The 12,409-nt window shown below is 70.6% G+C and carries 14 protein-coding genes; 9 read left to right on the top strand and 5 right to left on the bottom strand.

All coding sequences use genetic code 11. The features are described 5' to 3' along the window. From VIR15_RS15795 to VIR15_RS15830, 8 genes are all read left to right on the top strand, one after another. On the top strand, positions 1 to 542 hold a 542-nt coding region (locus VIR15_RS15795; protein WP_331929426.1), incomplete at its 5' end, for a 1-phosphofructokinase family hexose kinase. A gap of 19 nt (positions 543 to 561) precedes the next feature. After that, positions 562 to 2,670 (top strand): PTS fructose transporter subunit IIABC, encoded by a 2,109-nt coding sequence (locus VIR15_RS15800; protein WP_331929427.1) that lies wholly within the window; start codon positions 562 to 564, stop codon positions 2,668 to 2,670. A gap of 43 nt (positions 2,671 to 2,713) precedes the next feature. Then, positions 2,714 to 2,983 carry an HPr family phosphocarrier protein gene (locus VIR15_RS15805; RefSeq protein WP_331929429.1) on the top strand — a complete coding sequence of 90 codons (270 nt, stop codon included), beginning with the start codon at positions 2,714 to 2,716 and terminating at the stop codon, positions 2,981 to 2,983. A 5-nt stretch (positions 2,984 to 2,988) separates the two neighbouring features. Continuing rightward, a complete protein-coding gene (gene ptsP, locus VIR15_RS15810) occupies positions 2,989 to 4,671 on the top strand; it encodes a phosphoenolpyruvate--protein phosphotransferase (RefSeq protein ID WP_331929431.1) in 1,683 nt (560 codons plus the stop codon). 58 nt (positions 4,672 to 4,729) lie between these two features. Beyond that, positions 4,730 to 5,617, top strand: a complete 888-nt coding sequence (gene ppk2 / locus VIR15_RS15815) for a polyphosphate kinase 2 (protein WP_331929433.1) — start codon at positions 4,730 to 4,732, stop codon at positions 5,615 to 5,617. Positions 5,618 to 5,764: 147 nt separating this feature from the next. Next, the gene (locus tag VIR15_RS15820) at positions 5,765 to 5,986 is read left to right on the top strand and encodes a heavy-metal-associated domain-containing protein (RefSeq protein ID WP_331929435.1); all 222 of its coding nucleotides are present in this window, start codon (positions 5,765 to 5,767) and stop codon (positions 5,984 to 5,986) included. Position 5,987: 1 nt separating this feature from the next. Beyond that, entirely contained in the window at positions 5,988 to 7,961 is a 1,974-nt protein-coding gene (locus tag VIR15_RS15825; RefSeq protein ID WP_331929437.1) for a heavy metal translocating P-type ATPase, read from the top strand. A gap of 23 nt (positions 7,962 to 7,984) precedes the next feature. Continuing rightward, positions 7,985 to 8,650 (top strand): Crp/Fnr family transcriptional regulator, encoded by a 666-nt coding sequence (locus VIR15_RS15830; RefSeq protein ID WP_331929439.1) that lies wholly within the window; start codon positions 7,985 to 7,987, stop codon positions 8,648 to 8,650. A gap of 63 nt (positions 8,651 to 8,713) precedes the next feature. Here the strand turns inward: VIR15_RS15830 and VIR15_RS15835 are convergent, their stop codons facing one another. Next, positions 8,714 to 9,106 (bottom strand): cupin domain-containing protein, encoded by a 393-nt coding sequence (locus tag VIR15_RS15835; RefSeq protein ID WP_331929441.1) that lies wholly within the window; start codon positions 9,104 to 9,106, stop codon positions 8,714 to 8,716. 220 nt (positions 9,107 to 9,326) lie between these two features. Between VIR15_RS15835 and VIR15_RS15840 the strand changes: the two genes are divergently transcribed. Next, the gene (locus tag VIR15_RS15840; RefSeq protein ID WP_331929443.1) at positions 9,327 to 10,466 is read left to right on the top strand and encodes a lysylphosphatidylglycerol synthase domain-containing protein; all 1,140 of its coding nucleotides are present in this window, start codon (positions 9,327 to 9,329) and stop codon (positions 10,464 to 10,466) included. Here the strand turns inward: VIR15_RS15840 and VIR15_RS15845 are convergent. The 4 genes from VIR15_RS15845 to VIR15_RS15860 form a co-directional block, all read right to left on the bottom strand. Continuing rightward, a complete protein-coding gene (locus VIR15_RS15845) occupies positions 10,444 to 10,860 on the bottom strand; it encodes a VOC family protein (protein WP_331929445.1) in 417 nt (138 codons plus the stop codon). The genes VIR15_RS15840 and VIR15_RS15845 overlap by 23 nt on opposite strands. Before the next feature lie 10 nt (positions 10,861 to 10,870). After that, positions 10,871 to 11,245, bottom strand: coding sequence for a helix-turn-helix transcriptional regulator (locus VIR15_RS15850; protein WP_331929451.1), 375 nt, complete (start codon positions 11,243 to 11,245; stop codon positions 10,871 to 10,873). A gap of 72 nt (positions 11,246 to 11,317) precedes the next feature. After that, positions 11,318 to 11,545, bottom strand: coding sequence for a hypothetical protein (locus VIR15_RS15855; RefSeq protein WP_331929447.1), 228 nt, complete (start codon positions 11,543 to 11,545; stop codon positions 11,318 to 11,320). Between the two features lie 69 nt (positions 11,546 to 11,614). Beyond that, a complete protein-coding gene (locus VIR15_RS15860; protein ID WP_331929449.1) occupies positions 11,615 to 12,313 on the bottom strand; it encodes a hypothetical protein in 699 nt (232 codons plus the stop codon). Positions 12,314 to 12,409: the final 96 nt, after the last annotated feature.

Here is a 12,409-nt window from a genome sequence, read left to right on the forward strand (position 1 = left end):
GCAGCCTCTCCCCGGGTGCCCCCGCGGACCTCTATGCCGCCCTCGTGAACCGGGTCCGAGCTCGCGGCGGGCGCGTGGCGATCGACTCGTCCGGCGCTCCCATGGCGGCTGCGGTCGCGGCGCGGCCGCACCTGATCAAGCCGAACCACGAGGAGCTCGCCGAGCTCGTCGGGCACTCACTGCCGACCCTCGACGACGTCTACCGCGCGGCCAAGGACCTCATCTCGGCCGGCATCGAGGTCGTCGCGGTCAGCCTCGGCGCTGACGGAGCGCTCCTCGTCACCGACGCCGAGGTCCTCCATGCTCGGGCCACGATCCCGGCCCCCCTGTCCACCGTGGGCGCCGGCGACTGCATGCTCGCCGGCCTGCTCCACGGGCTGTCAAGTGGCCGCACCACCGGAGAGGCCCTCTCGATGGGAGTCCTCTGGGGCGCTGCGGCCGTCACCCTCCCCGGGAGCCGCGTGCCGTCCCCCGCGGACCTCCTGGGCATCCCCGTGGAGCTCAGCCACACCCCCGACCTGACCCGATCCCTGGCTCACTGAAGTGCCGAAAGGAACCACCATGTCCCTCATCACCGCAGAGCAGGTCGTCCTCGACCTCACCGGTGCCGACCGCCACGCGGCGACCAGGACTCTCGCAGAGCGTCTCGTCGCCACGGGGCGCTGCACCGACCTCGACACCTTCCTGGCCGACGTGCGAAAGCGCGAGGAGACGATGGCGACCGGCCTGCCCGGCGGCATCGGCATCCCCCACGCCCGCAGCGCCGCGATCACAGAGCCGTCGCTCGTGTTCGGCCGCGCCACTGACGGGATCGACTGGGGCGCAAAGGACGGCCCGGCCACCCTCGTCTTCCTCATCGCCGCGCCGGAGCATGGCGGCGAGGCCCACATGCAGATGCTGCCGAAGCTCGCCCGAGCCCTGATGAAGAAGGACTTCAAGGCGGCGCTCGCCGCAGCAACGTCCGAGGAAGAGGTCGTGCGCATCGTGAGCGACGAGGTCCAGCTCGACGCGCCGCCCGCGACCCAGCCACAGGCAAAGGAGGCGTATGCCGCTGAGCCGGCTGAGCGGCATACGGCACCTTCTGCTGCTCCCGTGGTCTCAACCGCCACCGCCACCGACACGGCCACGGCCACCCGGCGCGGCCTGCGTCTCATCGGTGTCACGTCGTGCCCGACGGGAATCGCCCACACCTACATGGCCGCCGAGGGCCTCGAGAACGCCGCCAAGGCCGCCGGGCACACCATCATCGTGGAGACCCAGGGCTCCGCGGGCTCGAAGCCGATCCCCGCCGCGGACATCGCTGCGGCCGACGCCGTGATCTTCGCCCATGACCTGCCCGTCAAGGACGTCGGCCGCTTCGCCGGCAAGCCCACGGTCGACGTCGGCGTGAAGAAGGGCATCTCCGACGGCCCCGAGCTGGTCGCGCGGGCCGAGCAGCTCGTGGCCGAGTGGGAGGCCGACCCGAGCAAGGCACAGGCGGCTGCTGCAGCCGCCGCCGGCCCGTCAGGCGGACACGTCTCGAAGGTCGAGGAGGGCGCGAGCACCGCGACCAAGGTCCGCCAGTGGCTGATGACGGGCGTGTCCTACATGATCCCGTTCGTCGCCGCGGGTGGCATTCTCATCGCCCTGTCGTTCATGCTCGCCCAGGTCGCGCTCGGGGAGCAGGGCGCGATCGAGATCGTCAAGTACGGCCTCACGGCCGAGGGCCAGTACAACATCGCGCAGAACTTCAACCCGCTCAGCCTCACGTCCTGGGCCGCGCTCCTCTTCGTCATCGGGGGCGCCTCGTTCGGCTTCCTCGTGCCGATCCTGTCCGGGTTCATCGCCTTCGCGATCGCCGATCGTCCGGGTCTCGTCCCGGGCATCGTCGGCGGCTCGGTGGCGGCCACCATGGGCGCCGGCTTCCTCGGTGGTCTCGTGACGGGCCTGGTCGGCGGCCTCGTCGCCCGGTGGGTGTCCGGCTGGAACGTCGCAAAGGGGGTGCGCGGCGTCATGCCCGTCGTCGTCATCCCGCTCGTCTCCGCATTCATCACGGTCGGACTGTTCATCACCGTCCTCGGCCGTCCCATCAAGGCGCTCACGGACGGGCTCAACAGCTGGCTCACCGGAATGTCTGGGGCGAGCGCGATCATCCTCGGCATCATCCTCGGAGCGATGATGGGCTTCGACCTCGGCGGCCCGGTGAACAAGGTCGCCTACGCCTTCGCCACGGGTGGTCTGGCCGCTGCCGGGACGGTGACCGACGCGCCGCAGCTGAAGATCATGGCCGCTGTGATGGCCGCCGGAATGGTGGCCCCGCTCGCGATGGCCCTCGCGACCACCGTCCGCCCGCACCTCTTCTCCGAGCCGGAGCGTGAGAACGGGAAGGCCGCCTGGCTGCTTGGCTTCTCGTTCATCTCCGAAGGGGCGATCCCGTTCGCCGCTGCTGACCCGGTGCGCATCATCGCCAGCTCGGTCGTGGGCTCCGCCGTGACCGGCGCCCTCGTCATGGCGTTCGGCGCGACGCTGCGTGCGCCGCACGGCGGCATCTGGGTAGTGCCCCTCATCGGCAACTTCCTGCTCTTCCTCGTCGCCCTGGCCGTAGGTGTCCTCGTCATGACCGCGATCGTCGTGACGCTCAAGTCCCGCGACCGCAACCTCGAGGCCGTCGATGCCAGCGCGACCGTCTGACCCACTTCCGACCCTGCCCGCCCCGAACACAAGGAGCACTCCCATGGCAATGCGCACCGTCACCATCGCCTCGTCCGTCGGGCTGCACGCCCGTCCCGCCGCCCTCTTCGTCGAGGCGGCGAGCAACACGGGCCTCGATGTCGAGATCGCCCGCCCGGGAGAGGACCCGGTCGACGCGACGAGCATCCTCGGCGTCATGGCGCTCGGTGCCACGTTCGGCGAGGAGGTCGTTCTCACCGCCGACGGCGACGGCGCCGATGCAGCCCTCGACTCCTTGGTCGCGCTGCTGTCGCGCGACCTCGACGCGGAGTAGCCGACATGTCTGCGTCCGAGACCAGGCACGGTATCGGTGTCAGCCCGGGAACGGCGCACGGACCGGTGGTGCAGGTTGCGCCACCAGTCCGTCCGCCCGCCGACGAGCCTGCACCCGTCGACGCGGAGGCCGCCCTGGCCGACGTCAAGGCCGCGTTCGAGACGGTCGCCCAGTCGCTCGAGGCCAGGGCCGCCACGGCTGAGGACACGGGCCAGCAGATCCTCAAGGCGACGGCGCTCATCGCCCGCGACAAGGGGCTGGCCAAGGCTGCGGGCAAGCTGATCCACGCCGGTCGTGGTCCGGCTCACGCCATCGCCGGAGCCGTCGAGGAGTACGCCGCGCAGTTCGAGGCGCTCGGCGGGCTCTTCGCCGAGCGCGTGACGGACCTGCGCGACGTCGGGTCCCGGGCCGTTGCGGCGGTGCTCGGGGTTCCGGCGCCGGGCGTCCCGCAGATCACGGTGCCGAGCGTGGTCGTCGCCGAAGACCTCGCTCCAGCCGAGACGGCAACGCTCGACCGGGCGCTCGTCGTCGGCCTCATCACCGAGGCGGGGGGGCGGACGAGCCACACGGCGATCCTTGCCGCGCAGATGGGGATCCCGGCCGTGGTGCAGCTGCCGGGCGCGACGGAGATCCCGGCCGGCGTCCACGTTGCGCTCGATGGTGACGCGGGCGAAGTGACGATCAACCCGGACTCCGCACTCGTCGAGGCCCAGCGGGTCAGGGGCGAGCGACGCAAGGAGGCGCTTGCGACGCACTCCGGTCCGGGACTGACGCGCGACGGCAAGCAGGTCTCCCTGCTCGCCAACATCGGCGGGGTGGAGGACGCCGTTGCGGCCGGAGCCCTCGACCTTGAAGGGGTCGGTCTGTTCCGGACCGAGTTCGTCTTCCTCTCTGCCTCGAAGGCGCCCACGGTCAGCGAGCAGGCGGACATCTACCGACGGGTCTTCGGGCCTTTCGGAGACCGCCGGGTCGTCGTGCGGACGCTCGATGCCGGCGCGGACAAGCCCCTCGCCTTCGCCGACCTCGGGCCGGAGGAGAATCCCGCGCTCGGCCGCCGCGGGTTGCGCCTGACGGCCGAGCGTCCCGAGCTGCTCGACGCGCAGCTCGAGGCACTGGCCATCGCGGCACGCGAGACCGGCGCCGACGTGCGGGTCATGGCACCCATGGTGGCCACCGCCGAGGAGGCTGCCTGGTTCGCCCGACGCGTCCGCGAGAACGGGCTGCCCAAGGCGGGCGTCATGATCGAGGTGCCCGGCGCCGCGCTACGTGCGCGAGACGTGCTCGCAGAGGTGGACTTCGGCAGCCTCGGCACGAACGACCTCGCGCAGTACACCATGGCGGCGGACCGGATGCAGGGCGCGCTGTCCGAGCTGCTCGACCCATGGCAGCCGGCCGTGCTCGACGTCATCGCCGCCGCCTGCGAGGGTGCCGACCGCGCCGGTCGCCCGATCGGGGTGTGCGGTGAGTCGGCGGGCGACCCGCTGCTCGCCCTGGTCCTCGTGGGGCTGGGCACCTCCAGCCTCTCGATGGCCCCGAGCAAGGTCCCCGTCGTGCGGTTCGCCCTGTCCGTGCACTCGCTGGCCGACTGCCGGAAGCTGGCCTCGGGAGCCCGGGAGGCCCGAACCGCCCAAGATGCTCTCGAGCACGTCCGTCAGCACGCGAGCAGCGAGCTGACGGACCTGCTCTGACTCAGTCGGGCACGCCGTTGGCCATTGCTCGGCGTCTGGACGGGACTAGCCTCGTTGCATGACGCCCAAGGACGCGGCCGCACCCCACGAGGTGTCCGAGGCCACTGGGTTCCGGACGACCAAGCTCCCCAACCGGGTCTACGAGGCCGAGCTCTACCGGCTCCACGGTGAGCTGGGCAAGCTGCAGACGTGGATCAAGGAGACGGGGTCGCGGGTCGTCGTCGTCTTCGAGGGCCGCGACGCCGCTGGGAAGGGCGGCACGATCAAGCGGATCACCGAGTACCTGTCGCCCCGCGCCGCCCGAATCGCCGCCCTGCCCGCGCCCACCGAGCGGGAGAAGACCCAGTGGTACTTCCAGCGGTACATCGAGCACCTACCGGCTGCGGGCGAGATGGTCCTGTTCGACCGCTCCTGGTACAACCGCGCCGGAGTCGAGAAGGTCATGGGCTTCTGCACTCCCGAGCAGCACCAGCGCTTCCTGCGGCAGTGCCCGATCTTCGAGCACATGCTCATCGACGACGGGATCCACCTGCGCAAGTACTGGTTCTCGGTGTCGGACGAGGTGCAGCTCGAGCGGTTCCGGAAGCGCCTGCACGACCCGCTCCGGCAGTGGAAGCTCTCACCCATCGACCTCGAGTCGATCACCCGTTGGGAGGACTTCTCCCGCGCCAAGGACGAGATGATGGTGCACACGGACACGCCCCTGGCGCCGTGGCACCACGTGGCCTCCGACTCGAAGAAGCAGGCCAGGCTCAACATGATCCATCACCTGCTCTCGTCCCTCCCGTACGACAGCGATCTGGACGAGCATCCCAAGGTCGAGCTGCCCAAGCGACTGCCGAGCACGGGCTACCAGCGCCCTCCCATCGCGGTCTCGAAGTACGTCCCCGACTGGGCCTCCACACTGGTGGCGGACCCCTCGGACCCCTCCGCTCCAATCGACTGAACAGCTTCCGGGCCAGAAGTTGTTCACTCGATCGCGCGGATCGCACGCTTGATCTGCGTCAAGGCGGGCGCGGCTCTTTCGCGATGAAGTCAGGGTGTCCGGGAATCTCCCGGGCAACCCGCACCACGCGACACGAAGGAGTCCGCCATGCGTACCGCCCGCCTCACCACCGAGCCGTTCACCTGCCCGAGCTGCGTCAAGAAGATCGAGGGCGCCCTCGGACGCACCCCCGGCGTCGAGGACGTGTCGGTCCTGTTCAACTCCAACAAGGTCAAGGTCACGTTCGACGAGGACCAGGTCTCGGCCAACGAGCTCGCCGAGGTCGTGACGGGTCTCGGCTACCCGGTCCTGTCCACCAAGGTGGCCTGACATGGCCCTGACCATCACCCAGCGGACGAGGAGCCGCATCGCGCTCGTCTCGGGCGTGCTCCTCGTCCTGGCGTTGGGGGCGGCGCAGTTCGCCGCCCCGATCGGGACGGTCTGGCGAGACGTGGCCCTCGTGGCGGCCAGCGTCCTGGCGGGCTTCCCCATCGCGGTCCGGGCCTGGGCTGCCCTGCGCGCCAAGGCCTTCAGCATCGACCTGCTCGTCACGATCGCGGTCATCGGGGCGCTCATCATCGGTGAGTACGTCGAGTCGGCAGTCGTCTCGTTCCTCTTCCTGTTCGGTGCCTGGCTCGAGGCGCGCAGCCTCGAACGCACCCGCGCGTCGCTGCGCGAGCTCGTCGACCTCGCTCCGACGCGTGCCACCGTCGTCCGCGACGGCGAGCGTGTCACGGTCGACGCCGACGACGTCGAGGTCGGCGAGACGGTCATTGTCACGAGCGGCGAGCGGATCGCCGTCGACGGCATCGTCGCGTCCGGCACCGCGTCGGTCACCGAAGCGTCCATCACCGGCGAATCCGTGCCGGTGCGCAAGGAGCCGGGGGACCGCGTCTTCGCCGGCACCGTCGCCGAGGCCGGCTACCTCGAGGTAGAGGCCGACCACGTCGGCGACGACACGACCTTCGCCCGGATCATCGAGCTGGTCGAGGAGGCCCAGGAGTCGCGGACCCGGCGTCAGCGCTTCCTCGAGCGCTTCGCCCAGTTCTACACGCCCGCCATCATCGTCGTCGCGGTCATCGTCCTCGCCTGGACCCGGGACCTCGCCTTCGCGCTGACCTTCCTCGTCATCGCCTGCCCCGGTGCCCTCGTCATCTCCGTCCCGGTTGCGGCGGTCGCTGGCCTGGGCAACATCGCCAGGCACGGTGTCCTCGTCAAGGACGGCGAGGCACTCGAGGACCTCGCCACGGTCGACACCCTCGTGCTCGACAAGACCGGCACGTTGACGGTGGGCCGGCCGGTCGTCACCTCCGTCCACACCTTCGGTGACCTCCCAGAGCAGGAGCTGCTCGGCCTCACGGCCTCGCTGGAGTCGACGTCGGAGCACCACCTGGGGCGCGCCATCGTCGCCGAGGCCACATCACGCCGTATGCCGCTGAGCACGGACCTCTCGGACGTCGACGTGGTCCCGGGGCTGGGTCTGCAGGCCCGCGTCGACGGGCACGTCGTCATGGCGGGTCGTGCCGGACTGCTCACCGAGCGCGGAGTCGCCACGAAGGCGCACGCGCTGGAGCAGGCGACTCAGCTCGAGCAGCAGGGCGCCACGGTGGTGCACGTCGCCGTGGACGGACGGCACGCCGGCCTCATCGGCATTGCCGACGAGGTGCGCGAGGAGGCAGCGAGCGCGATCGCACAGCTGCGGGAGGGCGGCATACGGCACATCGCGATGCTCACCGGGGACAACGAGCACACGGCCCGTCTGGTGGCCGGGCGGCTCGGCATCGACGAGGTGCACGCTGGACTCCTCCCCGCCGACAAGGCAGGCATCGTCGGTGACCTCAAGGCCCAGGGCCGACGCGTGGTCATGGTCGGTGACGGAGTCAACGACGCACCCGCCCTCGCGACGGCAGACGTCGGGGTGGCCATGGGTGGCGCCGGGACCGACGTGTCCATGGAGACCGCCGACGTGGTCATCATGACCGACCGGCTCGACCAGCTCGCCCACGCCCGGCGGGTGGCCGGTGCCACGGTGCGGGTCATGAAGCAGAACACCGCCCTCGCCCTGGCGACCGTGTCCCTGCTCGTCGCCGCGGTACTGCTCCAGGTCATCCAGCTGGCCGGTGGCATGCTGGTCCACGAGATCAGCGTCCTGCTCGTCATCCTCAACGCCCTCCGGCTGGTCCGGCTCGACGGGCCGCGCTCGAGGGGCGAGGCTGCTGCGAGCACTGAAGAGGTTGACGCGCCAGTCGCGGAAGACGTCGACGCGCCGGCCGCCCGCACCCAGGAGAAGGAGCCCGCACTGTGAGTCATCGGCCTGGAACGTCGTGCGTGGCGATCGTGCCGCTCTTCAAGGGCCTGTCGCCCGAGGAGCAGGACGAGGTCGCCACGCACGCCAGGCCGATCCGCCGCAAGAGGGGCGAGACGATCCACCGCCCCGGCGATGACGTCTCGCACCTGCTCGTCGTCCACAAGGGCAGGGTCAAGATCAGCCACCTCGCCCCGAATGGCCACGAGCAGCTCCTCCGCGTCCTCGAGCCGGGTGACTTCATCGGCGAGACGGCGTTTGTGACCGGGTCCCGGCCGGACGACTGGGCCACGGCGCTGGCCGACGTCGAGCTGTGCAGCTTCGACCACTCCGACCTCGGCTCCCTCGTGGCGCAGTACCCCGACATCGCGGTGCGGATGCTGCACACGGTGACGAGCCGGCTCGACGCTGCCGAGCGGCTCATCGCGGACCTCACCTCGGCTGACGTCGAATCCCGCCTCGCCGGTTATCTCATGGGCCTGCCCGCGAAGCACCAGGACGGGCGGCTCGTGGTCCGCCTTCCGTTGGCCAAAAAGGACATCGCCTCTCTGCTCGGCACGACGCCGGAGACGCTGAGCCGCAAGCTGGCCGCCTTCACGGACGCAGGCCTCATCACGGTCCGGGGCCGCGACGTCGTCATCACCGACTCTGCAGGACTGGAGTCGGCCGCGGAGGAGACGGTGTCCTGACCGCCGGGTGAGGAGCAGCCTGGGCCATCCACCAGCCCGATCCCGAGGCGAGGTAGCGCTCGGTCAGGCGGGCGCCGGTCCCTCGACGTTGATCGTCGGGGTGCCGTGGCCGCAGCGGACGATGACGGCGTGCGAGATGTCGTCGCCAGGGTTCGACTCACGATGGACCGCGCCCGCGGGCACGCGGACGAAGTCGCCGGGCCCCGCCTCGATGACCGCCTGCCCACCCGGGCCTGACTCGAGCCGCATCCGGCCCGAGACGACACAGATCGTCGTGTCGTGGTCGCCGTGGTGGTGCCAGCCGCTGGTGGCGCCTGCCTCGGTGTCGACGGTGCCGGACCACATGCCCCCGGTGTGGAGCGCCACCTGACGGGTCATGCCCGGCGTCGGGTCGCCCGGGCGGAGCTCGTCAGCGCCGACGCGGTCGCAAGGGACGGCTGGGTCGTGCTCTGTCATGAGACCACCTCCGATCGTTCCCCCGCGTACGCACGTCGCTGATGCCGGAAGTGCAGGGGAAACCCTGACGAGGACCGGGGGCGACCCCAATGTCGCGCAGCTGCGATCAGGCGAAGGGTGGAGGTGTGGCCACAGGAACCAACCCAGGAGCAGCTGTGTATCAGACGGTGTCGCCAGCACCTCCTGCAGTTCCGAAGCCGATCTCGAAAGCGCGCCCCTCATGACCACGCAGACCCTGATGCCCGACGTGCGGCCCGACCTGCGCCGTGACGTGCAGCAGCCGCAGCGCGCCGTGACGTCACGCTCGGCCTTCCCGGTCCGCCGAGCGCTGCAGGTCGGTGTCTCCCTGACGGTCCTCGTGGCCCTGCTCGTCCTCGTCCTTCCCTCGGTCACCGGCGCCTCCTGGGAGTCGGCGACCAAGGCCCTTGCCTCCGTGTCGCTGTGGCAGCTCGCCGGTCTCACCGCGCTCTGGCTGATCGGGCTCTGGGCCTACTCCTTCGTCCTCGCGGCATCATTGCCCGGTCTGAGCAAGGGCCAGGGCTTCGTGCTCAACCTCGTTGGCAGCGGCGCCTCGAACCTCGTGCCCTTCGGCGGCGCGGTCGGGGTCGGCGTCACCTGGACGATGGCCAGGCAGTACGGCTTCACCCACCGCGCCATCGGTCTCTACACGGCGGTCACCGGCATCTGGAACCTCCTGGCCCGGCTCGCCCTCCCGCTCGCCGGGCTGGTGGCGCTGCTCGTCGTCGGGGCCCGGGTCAGCGGCCCCATGCTCGTCGCCGCGGGCGTCGGCGCAGCAGTCTGCGCCCTCGTCGTCGCCCTCGTCGTCGCCGCTCTCGCGAGCGACCGCTTCGCTGCTCGCCTCATCGCCGTCCTCGTCCGGGCCGCTGGCTCGCTCGCCCGGCTCACCGGCCGGCCCGAGCCCGAGGGCCTGGAGACCTCGCTGGCGAGCCAGCGGGTCAGTGCCGTCGAGCTGCTCAAGCGTGGCCGCGGCGGACTCGTCGTCGGCATGCTCGCCTACCTCGTCCTCCAGGGCGTGCTCATGTGGGCGTGCCTCGCAGCCGTCGGAAGCGATCTGGGCTGGGCCGAGGTGACCGCCGCCTACGCGTGCGGCCGGATGCTGACGACCGTGGTCCTCACCCCCGGCGGCACCGGCTTCGCCGAGACCGGTACCGCCGCCGTGCTCATCGCCCTCGGCGGGGACCCGGTGGTCTCGGTCGCAGGCGTGCTGCTCTTCAGCTTCTTCACCTTCGTGTGCGAGATCCCCGGAGGAGCCCTGGCCTACCTGTGGCACCTCGGCGCCCGCGGCTGGCGGCGGCAGCCCCAGTCCGGCCGGAGGGTCAGCGAGTGCGCGGCTGGTTGAATCGGAGCATGTTGCCGGCCGGGTCCCGGAAGGCGCAGTCACGGACCCCGTAGGGCTGGTCGATCGGCTCCTGGAGGACCTCGCCACCAGCCGCACTGATGCGCTCGAAGGTGCCGTCGACGTCATCGGTGGAGAAGATGACGGCGCGCAGCAACCCCTTCGCCAGCAGCTCGGCCATGACCTCCCGATCCTTCGCGGAGGCGTTGGGGTCGGCGAGGGGCGGCTCGAGGACAATCGCGACGTCGGGCTGGGACGGCGAGCCAACGGTCACCCAGCGCATCCCCTCGAAGGAGACGTCGTTGCGGACCTCGAGCCCGAGCACGTCGCGGTAGAACGCGAGGGCCTTGTCGTGGTCGTCGACGGCGATGAAGCAGGTCGAGAGCGTGATGTTCATGCGCTTCAACCTACGGTCGCGCAGCGGGTTTCGCTTCTCCGTTCCTGACGGGTCTGGTGTGGAGCTTGGCGATGCACGGCGGGATGGCAGCACTCGCCTCGTGGTCGCGCGCGCGGTAGGCGCTGGGGCTCTCGCCGACGAGCTCGGTGAACCGGGAGCTGAACGAGCCCAACGAGGTACACCCGACGGCGAAGCACACGTCAGTCACGGACAGGTCACCGCGGCGCAGCAGCGCCTTGGCCCGCTCGATCCGGCGCGTCATGAGATAGCTGTACGGCGTCTCTCCGTAGGCAGCGCGGAAGCTGCGCGAGAAGTGGCCGGGTGACATCAGGGCGACGCGCGCTAGGGCCGCCACGTCAAGGGGGCTGGCGTAGTCGCGGTCCATCGCGTCTCGCGCGCGCCGCAACCGGACCAGATCGTCCAAGGTCACCCGACCACCATGCCACAGCCGGGTGAGCTAGGCCGTCCTGATTCCCTTGCGCCCCTTGGCGAAGTACGTCAGGGGTCCGACGAAGTTGACCGCGATGATCGCGGCCCACTTCCCCTTGCTGCCGCTGATCTCACTCGCATCCCGGGTCGCAAGGTCGGCCCACGCAGTCGCGGCCAGCGCGAGCTGGACCGATCCGGCCACGAGAATGACCGCCTGCTGCGCAGTCGTCAGGTCCGACCACTTCTTCTTCGCCATCCACACTCCTCCCAGAGTCCGTCCACCCATGCTCTATCACGCAATTGCTGCCGACGGGAGCCCGCCGCCTCAGGAGGCGCGGTCGCGAAGCACCCGCACGACGGCTGGCGTGAGACCGGTGATCAGCAGCACCGAGTAGACCGCCGCTCCGATGAGGTTGTCGGTGCCGAGCATGACGGCCGCGATCGTCGCGGCCCCGATGACCACGACCGACCAGACGCCAAGGAGCCGCGCCCGCCGGAGGGCGACCGCGGCAATCGGAGCCGCGAGCAGGGCGCCGAGCAGGTAGGGCGCGAAGACCAGCATGAAGAACGAGGACGACTCGAAGGCCCCGATGACGGCCAGCGCTGCGGATGTCTCGGCCGACGCCGCCAACGCGTCATTCAGCACGCCCCAGGACACCAGGTGAACCATTTGCCCGATCGCGTACAGAGTGCCGATGACGGCGGCCGTCCAGGCCCACCGCGGAGACCGGTCGACCGTCAGGCGCCAGACCGCGGGCACCCAGGCCAGCGTGAGCAGGGTCATGGCGAACAGCAGCACGCCGGAGGTGTTCCACAGTCCGCCGTTCGCCGCGATCGAGGCGAAGAAGGCTGCGGGGTCCGAGGTCGGGCTGGCGCCGTCGAGCGCAAGGGACTCCAGTGTCCCGGCGGCCCAGCCCGAGACGGGCGCGAGCAGGAGTGCGATGGCCCCGGCGGCCACCGCGAAGGACGGGCGCCTGCGGCCTTCGGCGTCGGTGGAGGTGGTTGTCTCGATCAGCGCTGACATGGGTGATTCCTTTCGGGTCGGTGCCGACGCCTCGCGCCGGTCACACCACGGTCGCGCCGGTCGAAGCGGGAGCGCATCGGCCGTCGGGCGGCGCCC

The sequence above is a fragment of the Intrasporangium sp. genome, from assembly GCF_036566125.1.
Classification (GTDB): domain Bacteria; phylum Actinomycetota; class Actinomycetes; order Actinomycetales; family Dermatophilaceae; genus Intrasporangium.

Bases quoted from the DNA above. Each gene is read 5' to 3' on its own strand.
- VIR15_RS15800 (WP_331929427.1), top strand. From the start codon at position 562: ATGTCCCTCATCACCGCAGAGCAGGTCGTCCTCGACCTCACCGGTGCC.
- VIR15_RS15805 (WP_331929429.1), top strand. From the start codon at position 2,714: ATGGCAATGCGCACCGTCACCATCGCCTCGTCCGTCGGGCTGCACGCC.
- ptsP (WP_331929431.1), top strand. From the start codon at position 2,989: ATGTCTGCGTCCGAGACCAGGCACGGTATCGGTGTCAGCCCGGGAACG.
- ppk2 (WP_331929433.1), top strand. From the start codon at position 4,730: ATGACGCCCAAGGACGCGGCCGCACCCCACGAGGTGTCCGAGGCCACT.
- VIR15_RS15820 (WP_331929435.1), top strand. From the start codon at position 5,765: ATGCGTACCGCCCGCCTCACCACCGAGCCGTTCACCTGCCCGAGCTGC.
- VIR15_RS15825 (WP_331929437.1), top strand. From the start codon at position 5,988: ATGGCCCTGACCATCACCCAGCGGACGAGGAGCCGCATCGCGCTCGTC.
- VIR15_RS15835 (WP_331929441.1), bottom strand. From the start codon at position 9,106: ATGACAGAGCACGACCCAGCCGTCCCTTGCGACCGCGTCGGCGCTGAC.
- VIR15_RS15840 (WP_331929443.1), top strand. From the start codon at position 9,327: ATGACCACGCAGACCCTGATGCCCGACGTGCGGCCCGACCTGCGCCGT.
- VIR15_RS15845 (WP_331929445.1), bottom strand. From the start codon at position 10,860: ATGAACATCACGCTCTCGACCTGCTTCATCGCCGTCGACGACCACGAC.
- VIR15_RS15850 (WP_331929451.1), bottom strand. From the start codon at position 11,245: ATGGACCGCGACTACGCCAGCCCCCTTGACGTGGCGGCCCTAGCGCGC.
- VIR15_RS15855 (WP_331929447.1), bottom strand. From the start codon at position 11,545: ATGGCGAAGAAGAAGTGGTCGGACCTGACGACTGCGCAGCAGGCGGTC.
- VIR15_RS15860 (WP_331929449.1), bottom strand. From the start codon at position 12,313: ATGTCAGCGCTGATCGAGACAACCACCTCCACCGACGCCGAAGGCCGC.